Source organism: Paenibacillus sp. GXUN7292, from assembly GCF_050864975.1.
Taxonomy (GTDB): Bacteria; Bacillota; Bacilli; order Paenibacillales; family Paenibacillaceae; genus Pristimantibacillus.
The window spans coordinates 135,576-154,948 of the sequence record NZ_JBOZWO010000001.1 but is presented as its reverse complement, the minus strand read 5'-3'; the positions used below and the strand labels follow the sequence as shown (position 1 = coordinate 154,948).

Here is a 19,373-nt window from a genome sequence, read left to right as displayed (position 1 = left end):
ATTCAGCGATGGGCTCATATTTGTTGCTATGGTTTCTTTTACGATTTTGGCATATGCATGCTGATCGTCGTGCCTTTATTAAGCTCGCTATCTATTTGCAGGCCGTAGGCTTCACCGAACACTAACTGAATGCGCCGATGCACATTCAGCACGCCGATGCCGCCTTTGCCCTCCTTCACTTCAGTCAGCTTTTTCGTCTCCAGTCTACTGCGCAGCTTCACAAGCTGCTCCTCGCTCATGCCGCAGCCATTATCCTGCACAGAAACGATAAACTCATTCTCAGTTACGCGGGCCGAAATCATAATGCGGTGCTGCTCTTCAATTCCTTCAAAAAACGCATGCTGAAACACATTTTCGATCAGCGGCTGCATCGTAAGCCGCACCATCTTCTCCAGCAAATAATCTGGCGGTATTTCTACCTCGATTTCAAATTCCTTGCCGTGCCGATGCTTCAAAATCGTCATATAGCTCAGCACATGCTTAAGCTCATTGGCTACTGTAATCTCTTCAAGACTCGTTTGGACAGCATAGCGCAGCATATAGGCCATATTTTTTACGATTTCCGATACTTCGTCTGAATCCTGGACAGCCGGGAAGCAGACAATCGTCTCAAGTGTGTTATATAAAAAATGAGGATTGATTTGCAGCTGCAGTGCTTGCAGCTCCGCCTTCTGCCGCTCCAGCTCCGCTTCCCGCTTCGTGTTTTCGGCCTCATAAATTTGCTCCAGCAAATCGGACAACTTGTGCACCATCGAGTTATAGCTCAGTACAAGCTCGTCAATTTCATCCTTGCGGCCTTGCTGCGGAATAGTAGTCCAATCTCCCTTCTCCGTCTGCTTCATCCCTTTGCGCAGCTTTTGAATCGGCCTTGTAATCGACTGGCTGAAGCGATAGGCAAGCAATAGCGCTATAATAAGCGCCGCTGCCCCGATCCAGATCATATCCGAACGAATGCCGATAATCGGCGCGCGCAGCTCGTCCATCGGAATTGAAAGCTGCAAATTCCAATTGGTGTACGAGGAATGGCGCCCGATCATAAAGCGCTCCTCTCCTTCTACCTCGCTAATGTAAGACATGACGCGATTAACGGGCAGCTCCTTTTGATGCAGCTCAGGCAGCTGGGTGCCTATTTTTGAAGCATCTGTATGATAGACAATTTTGGCATCGCGATCCTCAATAACGAAATAGCCTCTTGGTCCCAGCTCAATGCCTTCCCACAGCGTAGAAAGATCCTCGCTGCGCACCTCCATCGCCAAAATCCCTTTATAATCCATGGAGCGCAAGCCTCTGATTTTTCTGGCAAGCGTTATCGTTTGTCCCTGCTTGGAGGAAACAATGCTGTTGTTCAGCAGCACGAGCTGGCTGTTATCAGGCATCGTCTCAAATAATTTCACAATGTATTGCTCAACATAATCATTGGTGAAGTCAATGGAAGCGCCTGCATTTGCGGCTACAACGCGGCCGTCTTGACCGACAACATACAGCGCGCTTACTTCCGGATGCCTGATCATAATCGGATCCAAAGCAAACTCCTTAATTCGCGAGGAGTAGTAATAATATTCATAATTCAGCTCGCGGCTCACATCCAAATATTCTTTTATGTCCAAATTCGTAAGCAGCGACAGGGTAGAATTCTCATAGCTTCGAATATACTGCTCCAAGTGGGTGGTCGCCACATTGACAACCTGAGCCATATTTGTCTCAGCTTGATGGCGAAGCTTCTCTGATACGCCGTTATACGTAAATAAGCCCAGTACTAATAAGGGAATGACAATAATGACGGTAAAAAATAAATAAAGACGTTTAAAAAGCGTTTTCCGTCTGCTTTTTCTTGCCATCTATTTGATCCCCAATCTCGCGCGATATTCGGTAGGCGACAAGCCTTTTACTTTTCGGAAGGTTTTGGCAAAATGTGAATAATCCTCATAACCGACCTCATGCGCAATATCGACAATGCGGTAATGCGGCTGGGCAAGCAGCTGCTCAGCAAGCTCCATCCGCTTGTTCATCCGGTAATGAATGAACGTTACCCCCATCGTTTTCTTGAAATACATGCTGAAATAATTAGGCGTAAGCCCGACATGCTGGGCCACCTCCTCCAGCGTCACTTCACGGGACAAATGCTGCTCAATATATTCTCTCGCCTCATCCATCACGTCTTTATAGCCGCCTCTGCGCTGCATAATTTCTTTTGCCAGCTCCAGCAAGCTGCGCTGAAAGCTGCCTCTAAGCTGATCAAAGCTGCCGCCTGTAAGCGCTGCCTCAATTAGCGACGATTGATGTCCTTTTACTTGCAGCTGCTCGATAACGCCAGCATAAAAATCCGAAAGCAGTATTTTCAACTGTCCGGGTGTCCCCGTTTTTGCCGTACAGTAATCCAGCCAGCCGTCAATGCTGCCAGTTGCCGTATCCAGCTGCAGCTGCCAAATCTGCTCCACAATTTCATCCATCCACCGCTTGACCTGCGTCGGCTCTACGACTCCCTTTTCCAGCTCAACTAACAGCTTGTCCAGCAGCTCATGCATATCCTGCTTAATGACAGGCTTAAGCAAATAGTTTTTCACGCCATAGCTCATGCATTTTTGCGCATATTCGAATTCAGCAAAGCCAGAAATAACAACGATCGTTATATACGGGTATTTCTCGTACAGCTGCTTGCAAAGCTCGAGCCCATCCATTTTGGGCATCCGAATATCGGTAATAACGAGCTGCGGTGCCGCATCTGCAATAAATTGAAGCGCTTGCTCACCGTTCTCAGCCAGCCTAATGCTGCTGAAAGGCTTCCTGTAGGTTGATATCATATGTTTAATCCCGTTACGAATGATGACCTCATCGTCAACAACGAGTACATGCATGTCCATTCTCCTTATCCATAATTGTTTTCTCATTCAAAATAAACAATCGATAGCACCGATTTTGCAGGCTAGACATAATTTTGTCAAACAAAGATTGCTTTTTTACCATTGTTTACAAATCCTTGTTGGAATACAATTCGCAATCCTTTATAGTTTATATTAGATAACAAGCATAAGTTGTTTAAGAAAGGGCGTGCATGGCTATCGTTAATAAAATAAGCAAACCAAATCGAGCGGTCACCTTTAGCCTTATTGCCGTAATATTATTAATAGCTCTCTTTGATCAATGGGTCGTGCAATCCTCACTGTTTCAAGAAAACGAGCAAGCTTTAACGATAGGCATCGCGCTGGATTTCACAGTAGCGCTTCCGCTGCTGCTTTACTTTGCGATTTATCGCAGGATTAGCAAAAAAATTGTCGCAGTCATTCCGTTTATGCTGCTTGGGCTCGCCGCTTTGCATTTCTACCTTCCAGCAAGCAGCCATGATTTGCTGACTATACTTAAATTTGTCATTATTCCACTGGAATTGCTGCTGCTCAGCTACAGCTTTTATAAGCTCACCGCAGCTTATCGAGCTGCCAGGCGAAACCTTCCAAACGGCGTTCATCCGCTGGAAGCTTTAAAGAAAAGTATTCGTACAAGTATTTCGAATCAAAAGATAGCCGCTTTCCTGCAGCATGAGTGCAGCATGATCTATTACGCTTTTCTGTCTTGGGGCAAAAAGCCATACCAAGAGCCCGGCACCTCGGCATACAGCTACCATAAAGAATCCGGCTGGTTCATTGCCGTGCTTGCGTTTTCAAAAATACTTCTATTTGAAGGAATCATTATTCATATATTAGTTATGAATTGGTCGCATCCAGCAGCCTGGATGTTATCTGTAGGCAACCTCTACTTCATCATACTGCTGATTAGCGATTATCGCGCGATGAAATTAAATCCAGCGATTGTATCTGAACGCGGCCTTGTTTTACGCTACGGTGTTCAGCTCGCAGCAGAACTGGCTTGGAGCAATATCGCTTCAATTGAAGCTGTTCCTTACAAAGCTCCAGACAAACAGCAAATGAAAGCCTCTTTTATCCCCATCGGCTTTGAGGGCAATGTGCTTATTCGGCTTAAGCAAAAAACTAGAGTAGTTAAAATTTTTGGCGTGACGCAAGAGGTAGAGCAACTATATCTTTTTATTGATCAGCCGCATCCGTTTGTGAAGCAATGCTCTGAGCATGTAAAGCCAGCATCTCAACAAGGATAAACAGCTCCGCCGTCCTTTAGAAAGTTACCGATGAAATATAGGAACAGGTATTTAGTGAAAACCTGTTCCTATATTTTAAACAATGAAGAGCGAGCCTCGGGATTGCATCCCAAGCTCGCTCTTCTTCTTCATCAAGCTATAGTCGAATCTCTTTGCCGCGATCGGCAGATTCATAAATCGCGCTTAAAATTTTAATCATATCCACACCTTGCTCAGGCGTAATAATTGGCTGTTCTTTGCCTAGCACACAAGCGATAAAATGCTGGATATTAGCAGTATGCTGCGGGATTTTCGCAGCTGCGAAGGATGGCTGCTCATCGATAAGGGCGCCTTCCTTCTCTGTAAAAATATTCAGCTTATCATTAATAAGAGAAAAGCCGCCTTTTGTGCCTCTCCACTCCAAAAACTTCTGCTCGACAGCTATATTGGAAGCCCAGCTAAATTCAATTTGCAATGAAGCACCATTGTCAAAACGGATAAAGCCAGCCGCCAAATCCTCTACATCGAAGGTGCCGCTCGGTATCTGGCCTGATGCATCTGGCTGATCGGCAAACTTGCGATACGTAGAGCCCGACACCGTAACTGGCTTTAGACTGCCGCCAAGATACATCGCCATATCGATCATATGGACGCCGAGATCGATCAGCGGCCCGCCTCCTGACAGCTCTTTTGTTGTAAACCAGCCTCCGCGTCCAGGAATGCCGCGCCGGCGAATCCAGCCGCAGCGCCCCATATACATTTCGCCCAGCTCGCCTTTATCCATAAGCCGCTTCATAAACTGTGCTTCTGCACTGAAGCGGTTATTGCGCATCGTCATAAGCAGCTTGCCCGATTCGGCAGCAGCATCAGCCATTTTCTGAGCTTCAAGCGGATTGATCGCATCCGGCTTCTCGCAAAATACATGCTTTCCCTTGCGCAGCGCAGCAATCGCTATTTCGGAATGGAAAATATTTGGCGTGCTGATCCCGACAATATCAATTGCCGGATTGTCCAGCAGCTCATTATAATCATCATAAACTTTAGCATCAGGAAAATCCTTTGCCACTGCCACAGCCGAATCACGAAAAGCATCGCACAAAGCAATAATTTCGACATCTTTACTGCTAAGCCAGCCTGGCAAATGCGCCTGTTTAAATATATTGCCTGTCCCGACTACTCCAACCTTAAACATCGGCATCCAGCCCTTTAATCGCTTCTAGCGGCTTAGCATTGCCGTAACGCGGGTACTCGCGGTCTACCGGCGCTGCCCACTTTACAGCATTATCGATAACCTTGCGGATTTGCGGATTATAATAAGTCGGATAAGTTTCATGTCCAGGACGGAAATAGAATACTTTACCATTTCCTCTCGTATAGCAGCAGCCGCTGCGGAATACTTCTCCGCCCTCGAACCAGCTTACCATTACAAGCTCGTCCGGCTGCGGAATATCAAAATGCTCGCCATACATTTCTTCATGCGGAAGCTCAATATATTCGCCAATGCCATCAGCGATCGGATGACCAGGATTTACGATCCAAATGCGTTCCTTCTCATTAGCTTCACGCCATTTTAGATCACAGGAAGTACCCATCAATTTTTTGAAAATTTTTGAAAAGTGGCCGGAATGCAGCACAATTAAGCCCATACCTTGCCATACACGCTTCTGCACGCGCTCTACAATTTCATCAGAAACCTCATTATGAGCAACATGTCCCCACCAGATCAATACATCTGTATCATTCAGTACTTCCTCGGTCAAGCCATGCTCCGGCTCCTCAAGTGTAGCTGTACGAACCTTCGTTGCACTTTCTAATCCTTCAGCGATAACAGCGTGAATTCCATTAGGGTAAACGGAAGCAACCTTTTCATTGTGACGCTCATGATGATATTCATTCCAAATCGTAACATGCAATTTTTTTGACACAGTTCACACATCCTTATGACTAAGTGATATTTCCTTCATTGTAATAGAAGCGTTTGCAATATGCGATTGCTTTTTCCACTCTTTTATTACGGTATTCTGTTATTATAGTAGTAATACTTAATCTACCCATGGCGAAGGAGTCCATCCATGCTTAATAACATGCGCTACGAAAATGTTATTTATCAGAACCCGTTTCTCGCACTTCGCGTCTGGCAAATCGATTCACCTGCCAAGCCGGACTTTATAAATCAGGCACTTCAAAAAAGCGATCAAAAAATCAAGCACCAATTCACTTGGCACTATCATCCTGAGATCGAATTTCTGCTCATACAAAATGGCGCGCAGCTGGCCTTTTACAAAGATGATGAGCTGCTGCTCGAACCGGGTGATATCGTTCTGTTTGGTTCATCGGAGCCGCATATGACAATTCAGGCGAAGGATAATTTAAGCCAGATCGTCCTGCAAATTCAGCTCAATCAATATTGGGATTCCAGCACAGTTAACCTGATGCATCATTTTACGGAAGTTATTCGTCCGCTCAGCTCTTTAAATTATATTTTTCGACAAAACGAAAACGTGCGAAAAAATGCCGCTGAGTTCATTCGTTCTATTTATGCAGAAATGAACCAAGCCCAGTTAGGCTATGAGCTGGCTGTATCCGCTATGGTTAAAAATCTGCTGCTCCTGCTGCTGCGCAATGACGCTCGGAAGGAGCTTAATTATGATCATAACCAGCTCATTGGGCGGTTGCAGCCTGCACTTGCATACATTGATGAAAATCTGGCAAGCAAGCTATCCGTCAATAAAGCAGCTCAAGCCGTCAATATGAGCTATACGTACTTTATTAAAACGTTCAAAAAAGCGATTGGCATGTCCTTTACCGACTATATCGCCTTCAAGCGCATCAAAAAATCAGAGCAGCAGCTGCTTACTTCGGATGCCAGCATAGCGGAAATTGCTGATTCAGTCGGCTTGTCCAATATCGGTCACTTTTATGACCGCTTTCGCAAATACAACGATTGTTCTCCCAAGCAATTTCGCGAGCGCTATCTCAAAAGTGAAGGAGCTTTGCAATGATTGAGCGATGCCAATTGACTGCCTTCTGCCGATCATGCTAAGATCGAGATTAATTGATTATTGTGAACTTTGGATGTGATGATATGGAGCCCAAATATAATGTGCCCGCGCTGGAACGAGCAAATGCGGTATTGCAGCTGTTAGCTGAAGAGCCGCTAAAGTGGAAGCTGTCTGAGCTTTCCCGCCATTTGAATATAAGCAAGAGCACACTCTTTTCTTTACTGCAATCACTGGAGAGATTGAATTGGATTATTCGTGATCGCAGCGATACGTATGCGCTTGGACCAGCTATGGGCAGCTTTGGCAATGCTTACTTCAGGCAGTATACGATAATTGAAGAATTTCAACGCTTTGCAAGACCAGTTATGCAGCGGCTGCAGGAATGCATCCAGCTCGCAGAGCTTGATGGCAACGAGGTTCTTTACTTGTCCAAGGTAGAAGCGCCTGCGCCTGTACAGATGGTATCCGGACCCGGTGTTCGCCTTCCCGCGTATGCTACGGGACTAGGCAAGGCTATCCTTTCGACGAGAAGCAACGATCAAATTGATCAGCTGCTTCCCGCTGAGCCGTTTCGTAAATATACCGATTATACGATTGACTCCGCTAAAAGCCTATTTATAGATATTGAAAAGGTCAGACAGACAGGCTATGCCACTGACATTCAAGAGGTCGTAATGGGCTTCGGCTGTATTGCGGCACCTATTAAAAAATTAAATGGCGAAGCCGCTGCTGCTGTAAGCTGTTCGATCCCTATTCATCACTGGGAAACGAAAAAAGAACAAGCGGCAAAAGAGATGCTCCAGCTTGCCAGTCAATTAGCGTCCATTATATAATTTAAAATAGTAAGATCAACCAGGTATGTAACCATTCCTAGTTGATCTTTTTTTATGTTCCCCATTGACATCCCTTCATTTGTATAGGAATATATTAGTAACACATTATAATGAACATCGTTCATTATGATGAACAAACTAATTTAGCACTAGTTTTCTTAACAGAATGGAGTGGGGTCTATGGCAATTCATACTGCAGTTATTTTTCGGGTAGAATTGGACAAAAGTAAGCTTACGTTCGGGGAATTAGCAACGGCAATTAATAAGGCGGGAGGCGACATTCATGCCGTTGACGTCTTTCAAGCAGGCAAGCAGGTAACTATACTTGATATTACCGTTCAGCTCAACGTAAATGCACATCAAACGATTATGGATACGATTCGCGGACTGCCTGGATCATCGATTATTCATATGTCCGACAGCACCTTCCTTGCCCATTTGGGCGGAAAAATACAAGTAACGCCTAAAGCTCCTATTAAAAACCGCGATGATCTTTCAAGAGTATACACACCTGGCGTTGCTCGAATAAGCACGGCTATTCATGAAGATCCAAGCAAGGCCTTTTCACTTACGATAAAACGAAACACTGTGGCTGTAGTATCAGATGGTACTGCCGTGCTCGGCCTTGGCGATATTGGACCAGAAGCCGCTCTGCCTGTTATGGAAGGAAAGGCTATGCTGTTTAAGCAATTTGCCGATATTGATGCATTCCCAATCTGTCTGCAATCAAAGGATACTGATGAAATCGTACAAATTGTAAAAGCTATTTCGCCGACATTTGGAGGCATTAACCTGGAGGATATCAGTTCCCCGCGCTGCTTCGAGATCGAGAGAAGGCTGCAGGAGGAGCTTAATATTCCTGTCTTTCATGACGACCAGCACGGCACGGCAGTCGTTATACTGGCAGGCCTTTTAAATGCCCTCCATCTTGTGCGCAAATCGATCGCCGACATAAAGGTTATCGTATGCGGAGTCGGCGCAGCCGGGGCCGCTTGTATTGAAATGCTGCTTGCTGCCGGCGTGAAGCAGCTTATTGCCGTGGACCGCTGCGGCGCCCTAGTGCCCGGTACTCCTTACCATCATCCTACGCTTGACCGTATTGCCGGCAAGACAAATCCTCATCAGCTTCATGGCTCTTTAAGCGAGGTTATAGCAGATGCTGACGTATTTATTGGCGTATCTGGCCCCGGTGTGCTGAAAGTGGAGGATGTGAAAAAAATGGCTGCTGATCCGATCGTATTCGCTATGGCTAATCCTGAGCCGGAGATTGATCCTGATGCAGCTGAACCATATGTGCGCGTATTGGCAACAGGCAGGAGCGATTTTCCGAATCAAATTAATAATGTGCTTTGCTTTCCGGGCATATTCCGCGGAGCGCTTGATTGCAGAGCATCGCATATTAACGAAACGATGAAGATAGCCGCTGCCAGAGCCATTGCTTCTACCATCAGTCCGGAAGAATTGAATGAGCATTATATCGTGCCAAGCATATTTAATGATAAGGTAGTAGAGAGAGTACGCAATGCGGTAGTCGAGGCTGCTATCGATACAGGTGTCGCTGGCCGGATTCCGCCTGAATTCCGCGTCGAGGATCAAGCAGACAAGGAGCCGCAGTCAGCGAAATAACAAGGATAAACGGATCTCCGTCCTTGGGACAGGCGCGTTTACCGATGAAATATAAGAAACAGGTTGGAATCAATTTCTTAATAAGCATAGTCAACTAAAAAATTGATTAATAGGGAAAAACTTATACTTTCTTATATTTTAGAGAAAGAGACCAAGCCGATGAAACCCTGGACAGTTGCCAGTTTCAGCGCTTGGTCTCTTCTATTTAATATATATTTTTATATCATTGCTGGAGTACTGTAGAAACCATATCCCACTCATGAATGTCATAGGTTCTTGCCTGCTTGATTATATACGGATCATTCTCAGCGTAGCTTACAGCTTCCTCCATCGTCGCAGCTTTATAAATAACGAGTCCGCCCCATCCATCTACAAATCGGCCATTGGCAATGATGCGACCCGCACTACGCTGGCTCTCCAAGTAATCCAAATGTTCCTGACGGTATGCTGTGCTCTTCTCATGATCGAGCATAGGTAAAAAACAAGCGAATATTTTCATCCTATTATTCTCCTTTATGGTGTAGTAACTGATTATTTTTATGATGCACATAAATTGCCGACATATCTTTGTCCGCCAGCCCACTCGCTTCCGCGGCACTCAAAATATGAAAGATTTCTTCTCCGAGCGGTATGCTGATATGATGTTCAGCAGCCATTTCTTTCGCTAGCTGAACATCCTTATGCAATAGTTTAATAGCGAAGCCAGCAGTGTAGCTGTCTTTCGCTATAAATTGACTGTAGTGGCGATCCATTATTCGGCTTTGCGCAAAGCTATTGTCAAGTATTGAGAATAATAGCTCCTGCTTTACTCCAAGCCGTTCTCCCAATAATAGCGCCTCGCTGGCCGCCTGTGAATGAATGCCTACCATTAATTGATTCACCAGCTTGACAACTGTCCCACTGCCGGTTTCCCCTACATAATAAATATTAGAGCCCAATCTCCGCAGAACAGGTTGAGCCTCGTCATAATCCTGCTTGCTGCCTCCCACCATGATACTAAGTGTTGCCGCTGCAGCTCCAACAGTTCCTCCGCTTACCGGCGCATCAAGAAACCGCAGCCCCTTTTCGTTAGCTGCTTGAGCTGTCTTCCTATTCACTTCGGGTGACACCGTGCTAAAATCTATGAGCAGCGCGCCGTGCTTGGCATGCTCTATTATTCCATTTGAACCTAAATAGACATCAAGCACATCGCGTGGCATAGGCAGGCAGGTCATAATTATATCTGCCTCCGCTGCAGCTTCAGCAAGAGAAGCTGCGGTGCTGCCCCCCTCTTCAAGAAACCGCTGTTCTGCACCTTTGCTTCGGTTATAGCCTATGACATTATATCCTGCCTTTACTAGATTGTTTGCCATCGGCAAGCCCATATTGCCAAGTCCAATAAAAGTCAGCTTCATCTCTGCACTCCTTCGTATTGCCGAACAAGCTCAATATCTGCTCGAACATCATTTAAATAATAAGGGTAGCCAAACATTCTTTTCACTCTTGCCATAAAATATGGTTTATTGTGAAGCCCCCAGTAATACCCCAGCTTCTCCCAATGCAAAACTGCGTTCTCCAATTGCTGGACAGCCTGCTCCCTGTACTTCTGCTCGCCATATTGCCCGAATCGATGCAGCTCAAGGGCAGCTGAAAACTTGCATGCATAATAACGTCCCATCTCGGCATACGCATGCAAATCATAGAGCGTGCAGGCAGAATGACTGCAGCTTAGCTCACCAAGCTGCTGCGTAAGCTCAGTGGCAAGCATCTCTGTCTTATCTGCAGCCGTATTCAATAAGCTAATAATGGAAACAGGCGTCTCCAAATTTGCTGTCGTAAACCTTCCTTGCTTCTCTTGCGCAGCATACTCTGCGATGGATTGTACGCCGACTCCTGGCATTGGCTTGCCATTTACAAAATCTATAATCGTTTTAAAGCCCGTAACCTCGGACAAGCAGCTTTCAGGATGCCATTGAAAATCATAATCGAGCCAGTACAAGCGGTTAACGGCTGGAATAATAGCAGAAGCGCTGCGCAGCGCTTGCAAAAAGATAGGCGCATGCTCATCACCATACATGGATGCCAGCAGGTAAACCCATACTTCCTCCTGCGTATCAGGATCATAAGCTAATCGGCCCCATAGCTGAAATTGAAAGAGATGACGCTCATAATCGTAACGCCATGTTTTATGCCCATAGTCGATATGCTGGAAATCCTTTGCCCACACATAACCGTCCGCTCCCCAATAAAAGCCCTTCACATAAGGCTTTGCCATGCCTTTCACATAGCTCCGCACATAATCCGGATCACCCCAGCGATGTGTGAATACATCGTCATTGCGAACCGTATACAATACGTTGGTGCTTGCCAAGTCAATCCCTTCCCACGCGTTCCATAGCTGCTCGAATTGCGGCTCAGGATGCGAGTAGCCATGTGCATTGGAATACTTCCAGCTAATATAGAAATCATCCTTATTAAATCTAGTCTGGACGAGCTCTTTAATTTCCTTGCCTGCATTTTGCATGTTAGTCCGATGGATAAATGGAATGGCACGCCCCGATTGCTCAATGGCCTCCACATACGTTTCCACAATCCACTTTTCTCGCTCATATCCGCTGCCATCCATCCATTCGCTCGCTGATGTTCCGAGCCCCTTCAGCTCCGGATATGTTAGCAGAAGCTGCAATACCATTTCGCGCACATAATCTTGAATAAGCAGCGATTCTGCCCGGAAACGGTTAAACGTAACGCCAGTTCGGTGTATAAGATGGCTGTACATATCGCCATAATCGCCAACAGCATCTGGCAACCCCAGCCCTTTGGCAACTTCCTTCGTAATGCGAATATTCCATGTGAATAAGTAAATATCAATACCGCGGCTGGCCGCATGGCGAAAAATACTGCGAAACAAAGCTATATTGCGCTTGATCTCATCGTCAGAATAAGGATTGGCAGCCCGGTACTTTGGCGATACGACCATGATGTCGTAGGGATGCTCCGACCATAGACTCAAGCAGTTATATCGATTAAGAGCGAGCATATCGATATACGATTTCCAAAACTCCAGATCCAGACAAGTTTCCTCATTTTGTACAAATGGATCGCCGGAATCAAAAGGGGCAAAGGGCAAATTAAATTTAATGCCGCGCATTCGCAGCAATGGCGCGCGATATATTTCCTCCCCCTCATCCATGGCTTTACCCATTGCTAGCCGTTCAGCCAGCTCCAGGCAGCCATACATAAGCCCTCTCGCATCAATAGCTTCAATTCGGTACAGCTCACCAATGCGGATTAAACGAAAGGCTTGCTCCTCATATTGCTCCAGCACCTTCGGGTCAGCAGCTGTAGCTCCATTGCCGCTTCGTACAGCAAGCAGCTGCACAACTATCCCTTTCTTAGGAGCAGGGGCAGCCGTGTACAAGGCATATTGCTCAGCATAATAAATACCCCGATTCTCCAGGCTTTTCTTAATTTGCTCTACCCCAAATCGGACAAGCTCATTACTATGATCATATACAAGCTTCATTGTGCTCCCTCCCTAACCCTTTACCGATCCCAGCATGACTCCCTTGGCAAACTATGTGCACCTCTCTTATATGTGAAGCTGCAAGCGCTGCTGGGAGCGATAAGTACTTGGCGATACATTCGTATACCGCTGAAAAATGCGATGCAAATTTCTCTCTGAATATCCTACAGACGCTGCTATCTCGCTAATCAGCATATCGGTATCCGAAAGCAGCCTTTTCGCCTCGTTCACCTTGCACTGCACGACATAATCCAGAAAATTAATGCCCATTTCTTTTTTGAACAGCCTGCTTAAATAAGATGGGCTTATACCCGCCTGATCTGCGCATTGTATAAGGGACAAATCCTCGCCGCAATGCTTGCGGATGTAGCTGCAAACCTGTTGTATGACCGTCTGGCCGGATTCGCTGCGATAGCTTGCCAGCATGCTGCAGTACAAAGGAAAGAGCACATGGACAAACCATTCATAAACATCCTGAGAGGATTGCTGGAGCTGTAATTGTCCATACCAGTCATCTTCCAAAATATCGAGCAGGCTTCCGCCGCTGCTTTCCAAATGATGAATGAATTGAGCCAGCAGAAGCAGATAGCTTTGGCAGATGGAACGATAGGATTGCGATTGCTTGATCGTTTGCATAAATTCCTTCAATGCGCTTGCCGCCGCATCGAGATCCTCGTGACTTAAAGCATGTATGATAGCAGCTTCCGCTTCACGCGGATAGCGAAAAGCCGCTTGCTTTTTGCCGCTTTCCATTTGCTCAATATACATAATCGTCTCTGTCTGCTCCAATACGCGGTACCGCAGAGCGTTTTCCGCTTCTTTGAACGAGACAGCAATGTCTTTAATATGCAAATAGCAGCGCCCAATTCCAATCGATACACTCATTTTCAAATAGCTCTTCATCGATTGCTCAATTGCCTGCGCATACTTTGTTATCTGACTGTTCATGTACGCCTGCTCCGCGTCAGTATGGAATTGCAGCAGCGCCGCGCCCATTCCATTGACCGGAACGACAAATCCAGCTAGCTCCTCTTGCTTCATCAGCTCCTGCATGACATTGGAAATAACAAAGGCGATTATTCCCTTCTCATCGGGCCGGAACCGGTTTTCCTGCGCAGCTTTGTCCGCATCTGCAATTAAAATGACATTCATAGCGTGAGCGGACACACCGTGCGTCTTGCAATCTTGAAGCAGCCTCTCTGGATGCATATACTCTCCGCATACAAGCTGCCTCAAAAAAATGTCTTGCAGTGTCGGCTTCATACTGGATATAAAATCGCCCAGCTTTTTTGTCTCCGTATTCAAAAAGGTCATACATTCCTGAATATACTCCAGCTCATTTTTCTCTCTTTCCAATTGTCCGGCTTGAATCGCACTGCTATGCTTTACAAGCTCGCTGATTGGATTATAGGCTCGACGCGAAATGAAATAAGTTAATAGGATTGCAAATAAAACAAATATTGCGAAAAGCATTATCGTAACAACGCGAATCCAATTCAACTGCTCCGACAGCAGCTGCTCGGGCACGATCATGACATAAGTTCGTCCATACACGTTTTTGGCATACCTGAACTGTGTATCATTGCCATCAAGTCCCGCTGCAATAAAGCGGCCCGTATTTTCATCGCTTTCTGCAATTCTAGAAATTGCGGAAAGCTGCTCAAGCAAACTGTAGATCTGCTCATAAGACATTTCTTCCTGCTTAGCTGTCCGTTGATAATGAACGACAAACAATTGCTGATCTTGAGGCACTAAATACGTATCTGCATCCATAAATTCACTAAATAAAGATTTTTCGATTTCAAACGCTATTACACCGTATACCTCTCCGTTCAAATTGCGAAGCAATCTTGAATAAGTAATATATCCATCCATTTGCGCCTTTGGCATAAAGGCCCATTGAGAAATATGCTGACTGGCAAGCAATAGATCAATATCTTCGCTATAGGGGTAATGCTCTTTGGCGATTACCCCATAGCGATTGGACTGTACCGTACTTTCGAAGCGGTTGTAATAATAAATTTCACTAATAAAGCTATCGCTATTTTTGACTACGGACATCCGGTTTAACAGCTCCAAATGCCACTCCCAATATTCGTAGCCCATCTCCTGTAAGAAGCCAGTTACGATCGGATCGATTGCAAGCTTGAAAGATTCCTGTTCAATGGATTGCAGCAGCCGCTCGGAACGATCCTTCATGACTGACAGAAAGGATTCACTCTCTACATTTACTTGCCCCTGCACACGCTCCATTGAAAATTGATAGTACACCAAGCTTGCCATAATTAAAGGAATGCAAGCAGATATGCAGCCAAGCCAAATAAGTTTATAAAAATATTTGCCGTGCTTTACCCTGCTATTTCCTTTAATCATAAACCCTCCTTAGCGCTACAATTACTTGTCAATTTTCAAAATACTCTTTATAGCTTGCTGCAAATTCCTGGAATGCCTTCTTCAGCTCTTCATTTTTGCTAAGCTTTTCGACATAGCTTTCATACTCTTGCATAGTGATTTGACCGACGATAGCCTTGGTCGCCATAGCCTGCCATTCCTTCTCATACTTTGGCCATACAGCGGTCCAAGTATCTGAATTAATAATCGTAAATGGATTCAATTTTCCTACTTCACTATAAATTTGAACAGATTCAAGCTTGGCATCGTTGTATGCTTTTGGCGCCGATGGATTAAGCACCTTCATTTTGTTATTAAAAGCAAGCGAAAATACTTGGTTCGCATTCGTCGTAACTTGACGCACGCCAAGCTCCGTTAAATGCGGCTGACCATCTACGAGATTATGATGAATCCCTTCAATGCCATGGTAGTTGAAATCAGTCAGTTCATCCGTAGTTGTGCGCTCGAAGTAATCGAGAATTTCCCACACCTTGGCTTCAGGCACCTTCTTGGAAATATAGAAAGCTCCAAAGGTTGGACTTGCTAGACTGACGGTAACCCCACCAGGACCTTGCAGCGGCGGCAGTGTAATGACGTTTGCTTCAGGCTGCACCTTTTTAATGTCCTGCTCCCAAGTATAGTCGCGCCAAATATTGCGGACGTACGAAGCTGCTCTTCCCGTTGCGTACATTTCCTCGGCTTGTGTTTTCTTCATCGTTGAAAATTCCTTGGCAAGAATGCCATCGGCATAAAGCTGGCGGAACCATTCAACCATGCTTGTATAGCTTGGAGTGAGGAAATTGCGAACAAGTCCGCCCTCTTCGTTATAGAATGGATCAAGACCGCCAAAAGCGCTTGAGAAGGTATCATCGCCGTCCGCCATCAAAAAGCCGTGGCCGATAATGCCGATCGTATCCTTTTTGCCATTGTTGTCGAGATCGCTCTCTACAATTTGCTTAAGCGCTGCTGTATACTCCTCCAGTGTAGTCGGCACATCCAGATTAAGCTTATCGAGCCAATCCTTGCGCATTTTAATGCCTAGGTCAATTTGCGGCCGGTTGCGCGGAATGCCATACGTTTTCCCATCAAGCTTCATATAAGTCCACACATTAGGTCCGCTCTTCTCCAGCATATTAGGATATTTGCTGAAATCGCCCAGAAATTCTGTCAGATCCCAAAACGCTCCCTGCTTGATCGCTTGGCGCAGTGTTGGTCTTGTAATATTGGTCGTAACAATAATCTCAGGCAAATTGCCCGACGCAAGCACCAAATCGAACTTTGTATCATAGTCGCCTGATGGAACCCATTCTACATCAAGCTCTGAATTCGTTCTCTTCTGATATTCCGTCCAATATTCATCCTCCATATTCGGCACATCCGCATAAGACGGCACGAGAAATTGCAGCTTGATCGGAGCAGCAGGCTCTTCTTTTTTTGTGCCTTGCTGCTTTCCTTGCTGATCATTATTGGCAGGCTTCTCTGAGCCTGCTGGCGGATTATTACTGCCTCCGCTGCTTCCGCAAGCAGCAAGCAAAGAGATAAGAAGCATACTTGCCAGTAATGCAATAAAACCTTTCCGATAGAGCTGGAACATCGTGAACCTCTCCTCTTCGTAATAAATTAGCACTTTGCCTTATACGATGCGGTCTTTCTCGTTATTTTTGGCAGCGCTTTCAAAGTTAGTATAGAGGGCTGCATCTATGCATGTTAGCGACAATTTTTGCTGTATAGCACCGTTAAGAGCCATCAGCAATAGGTGTCTGACTGGTTAAAATCTGTCCGATTCAAATACAATGACCTCATAATCATCGATTTGATCGACGATCACCGTTACCGCGCCTTCTTCCTGATTCAGCGGCAATTCTTTTTTATTGGAAAGCTTGTAGGCGCGCTTTACATGGGGACCCGTCCATTGCGGCAATTTAACGACTACATCACGAGCAGGAATAAGCTCGCTAAACATTCTTCTGCCGCCATTCATATTGACGAGATGCACATTGCGGCGGCCAGCTTGTTTGCGAACGGTCGCATGAAGCGTGCCTGGTCCATTAACTTCAGCAGGCAGCTCCCCTCTAGCCGACCAGCGCACAGCATTTACTAGCAAGCGCGCCCAATCTGGATAACCAGCCCTTGCGAATGCAGCATCAAGCTGATTCGGGAAATAGACAATTCTGCTCCCACTCTCCCTTTCGCTAGACAACAGCATAGGCATCCCTGTGTCCAGCTGCTCCGTATAGCTCATACCTTCTGGAAATACGCGAAATGGTGCAGAAAGCGTCAATAGAACTTCTGTATGCGCACCTGCATGAACCTGACAATAATTGTCCGAGGCTGGAATTACCGTCGTTTCGCCAAGCTGATCCAGCAATGGATGGACTGCAGACTGAATGTTCATATAGCTTTGTTTAAACACGCCGTTATCTTCACCCATCACGGATGCGGTACCTATATAGTCAGCTCCAAACAAATCAGCTAGCAAAAAGTTGGAGCGCCGCTGCCCATCAGGTGTAAATAGGGAAGTTTCGCAGCTGGCGATAATACTTCCTCCTTGATCGGAATAGCTTCTGAGCGCCTCCGCAGCTTCCTCTGTCATACAAGCCATTGACGGAAGCATGATAACACGATATTTGCCCTGCTCTTTCTCCATTAATACGGATTCTGATATTAGATCGAATGGTATATGATGCTCGGCAAGCGCAATCTCCATGCCACGAATAGCATCTACATACCTTTTTTGCGGTTGGTCCTTGCCATAATTGAATAAAGTATGCTGAGAATAAACGATAGCTATATTGGCAGCAGACAGATCATTGTCAAAGTAGCCGGCGTTGGCAGCTACAAATTGATAAAGCGATTGCACAGCTGGAAATCCCCGCTTATCCTGATGTCCAGCAATCGGCCCGCCCGACAAATTCAAAATCGCACTCCCGCCGTTAGCATAAATTTGTGCCATGTACATTTTTTGCTCTGCTGGCGGGACAGCGCTGCGGCGCCAAGGCCATGCCTGGAAGTAAGAAGCAAGTACCCAAGGCTGATGTTCGGTTACATGAGAAAGGTAATTAGCCTCCTCCCCCGGCCAGGCAATAAAATCCCATTTGGCAGTACCATTTTCATAGCGCACTCTTGTTTGGGCCTCTACCTGCACCGCATCGATAAATTGAGCCATCCGCTCAATATCGAGTGCGCCCTTCATTGTCCAGCCCGTCTCTCCGAAGCAAACGCTATTGCACATGACTGGCAGATTGGGATCAAGAGATTTTACAAGCTCATATAAATATTGCGATCGGTCTACCACCTTCTGCTGACGCCAGCTCTGAAAGCTCACCCAGTTCGGATCATTCCATTTCTCCTCTAGCGGAATATCGTTCTCCGAGCAGCTGGAATACGCAGCCTTACATCGCTCGCAATGACAAATTCCGTTGCCATACGAAGAAAAGCCATAGCTGCCGCCGCCGAATTTGATCCCATCGACGTCATATCTGCTGACAATCTCTTTTAATATTTGTGCCAGATATTCATTCTGATAGCCGCTAAACGGACATGCAATATAGAAATCTCCCAAATCTTCATTCGCTTTATAGAGCTTGCCATGATGATCGCATGAGCACCAATCGGGGTGCTCTTTCGCTATGCTGCCCGGAATTAGACTCAAATCAATAGCCGGTATTGCGCGAATATCGCGCGCCTGGACAGACCTTACAATATCTCCTGTCAAATCACGTCCGGCAAGATAAGGGCTTTGCCGTATGCCCAGCGATGTAGGATGCACCGTAACGTATCCTGCACAAAAGAAAGACAATACATTTACCCCAAGCTTTTGCAGATCATCGGCAAACTGCTCCGTATCAAATTGCTTGCAATCTACATCGCGAATGGTTAGATGAACGCCTCTGCCGCGTTTGCTTAGCCAATCTGATTTAGCCATAAAA

At 45.9% G+C, this 19,373-nt stretch carries 14 protein-coding genes; 4 read left to right on the top strand and 10 right to left on the bottom strand.

The window, feature by feature from the left end:
- Nucleotides 1-38: 38 nt before the first annotated feature.
- Together ACRRU2_RS00655 and ACRRU2_RS00650 are read right to left on the bottom strand one after the other, a co-directional pair.
- On the bottom strand, nucleotides 39-1,838 hold the full coding sequence (locus tag ACRRU2_RS00655) for a cache domain-containing sensor histidine kinase (RefSeq protein ID WP_432499634.1): 1,800 nt from the start codon (nucleotides 1,836-1,838) through the stop codon (nucleotides 39-41).
- The gene (locus ACRRU2_RS00650) at nucleotides 1,839-2,855 is read right to left on the bottom strand and encodes a response regulator transcription factor (RefSeq protein ID WP_432499633.1); all 1,017 of its coding nucleotides are present in this window, start codon (nucleotides 2,853-2,855) and stop codon (nucleotides 1,839-1,841) included.
- A 197-nt stretch (nucleotides 2,856-3,052) separates the two neighbouring features.
- On the opposite strand from ACRRU2_RS00650, the gene ACRRU2_RS00645 reads away from it, so the two are divergent.
- Nucleotides 3,053-4,108, top strand: coding sequence for a hypothetical protein (locus ACRRU2_RS00645; protein WP_432499632.1), 1,056 nt, complete (start codon nucleotides 3,053-3,055; stop codon nucleotides 4,106-4,108).
- A gap of 136 nt (nucleotides 4,109-4,244) precedes the next feature.
- On the opposite strand, the gene ACRRU2_RS00640 is transcribed toward ACRRU2_RS00645, so the two are convergent.
- Nucleotides 4,245-5,279 (bottom strand): Gfo/Idh/MocA family protein, encoded by a 1,035-nt coding sequence (locus tag ACRRU2_RS00640; protein ID WP_432499631.1) that lies wholly within the window; start codon nucleotides 5,277-5,279, stop codon nucleotides 4,245-4,247.
- Complete coding sequence (locus ACRRU2_RS00635) at nucleotides 5,272-6,012, bottom strand: ThuA domain-containing protein (RefSeq protein WP_432499630.1); 741 nt, start codon at nucleotides 6,010-6,012, stop codon at nucleotides 5,272-5,274. Before ACRRU2_RS00635 ends, ACRRU2_RS00640 begins: the two co-directional genes overlap by 8 nt.
- Before the next feature lie 147 nt (nucleotides 6,013-6,159).
- Between ACRRU2_RS00635 and ACRRU2_RS00630 the strand changes: the two genes are divergently transcribed.
- The 3 genes from ACRRU2_RS00630 to ACRRU2_RS00620 all read left to right on the top strand — a co-directional run bounded on the left by ACRRU2_RS00630 (nucleotide 6,160) and on the right by ACRRU2_RS00620 (nucleotide 9,548).
- Nucleotides 6,160-7,089 carry an AraC family transcriptional regulator gene (locus tag ACRRU2_RS00630; protein ID WP_432499629.1) on the top strand — a complete coding sequence of 310 codons (930 nt, stop codon included), beginning with the start codon at nucleotides 6,160-6,162 and terminating at the stop codon, nucleotides 7,087-7,089.
- Between the two features lie 83 nt (nucleotides 7,090-7,172).
- A complete protein-coding gene (locus ACRRU2_RS00625) occupies nucleotides 7,173-7,922 on the top strand; it encodes an IclR family transcriptional regulator (protein WP_432499627.1) in 750 nt (249 codons plus the stop codon).
- Nucleotides 7,923-8,102: 180 nt separating this feature from the next.
- Nucleotides 8,103-9,548, top strand: coding sequence for an NAD-dependent malic enzyme (locus ACRRU2_RS00620; RefSeq protein WP_432499626.1), 1,446 nt, complete (start codon nucleotides 8,103-8,105; stop codon nucleotides 9,546-9,548).
- Nucleotides 9,549-9,771: 223 nt separating this feature from the next.
- Here ACRRU2_RS00620 and ACRRU2_RS00615 read toward each other — a convergent pair whose 3' ends face one another.
- The 6 genes from ACRRU2_RS00615 to ACRRU2_RS00590 form a co-directional block, all read right to left on the bottom strand.
- Nucleotides 9,772-10,047, bottom strand: coding sequence for a YciI family protein (locus tag ACRRU2_RS00615; RefSeq protein ID WP_331699202.1), 276 nt, complete (start codon nucleotides 10,045-10,047; stop codon nucleotides 9,772-9,774).
- A gap of 4 nt (nucleotides 10,048-10,051) precedes the next feature.
- Nucleotides 10,052-10,942, bottom strand: a complete 891-nt coding sequence (locus ACRRU2_RS00610; protein WP_331699201.1) for an NAD(P)-dependent oxidoreductase — start codon at nucleotides 10,940-10,942, stop codon at nucleotides 10,052-10,054.
- Nucleotides 10,939-13,053: a hypothetical protein gene (locus ACRRU2_RS00605; protein WP_432499625.1), complete on the bottom strand. Its 2,115-nt coding sequence runs from the start codon at nucleotides 13,051-13,053 to the stop codon at nucleotides 10,939-10,941. Before ACRRU2_RS00605 ends, ACRRU2_RS00610 begins: the two co-directional genes overlap by 4 nt.
- 66 nt (nucleotides 13,054-13,119) lie before the next feature.
- Nucleotides 13,120-15,426 (bottom strand): helix-turn-helix domain-containing protein, encoded by a 2,307-nt coding sequence (locus tag ACRRU2_RS00600; protein ID WP_331699199.1) that lies wholly within the window; start codon nucleotides 15,424-15,426, stop codon nucleotides 13,120-13,122.
- A gap of 28 nt (nucleotides 15,427-15,454) precedes the next feature.
- Entirely contained in the window at nucleotides 15,455-17,038 is a 1,584-nt protein-coding gene (locus tag ACRRU2_RS00595; protein ID WP_432499624.1) for an extracellular solute-binding protein, read from the bottom strand.
- A gap of 174 nt (nucleotides 17,039-17,212) precedes the next feature.
- Complete coding sequence (locus tag ACRRU2_RS00590; protein ID WP_432499623.1) at nucleotides 17,213-19,369, bottom strand: alpha-amylase family protein; 2,157 nt, start codon at nucleotides 19,367-19,369, stop codon at nucleotides 17,213-17,215.
- Nucleotides 19,370-19,373 lie beyond the last annotated feature (4 nt).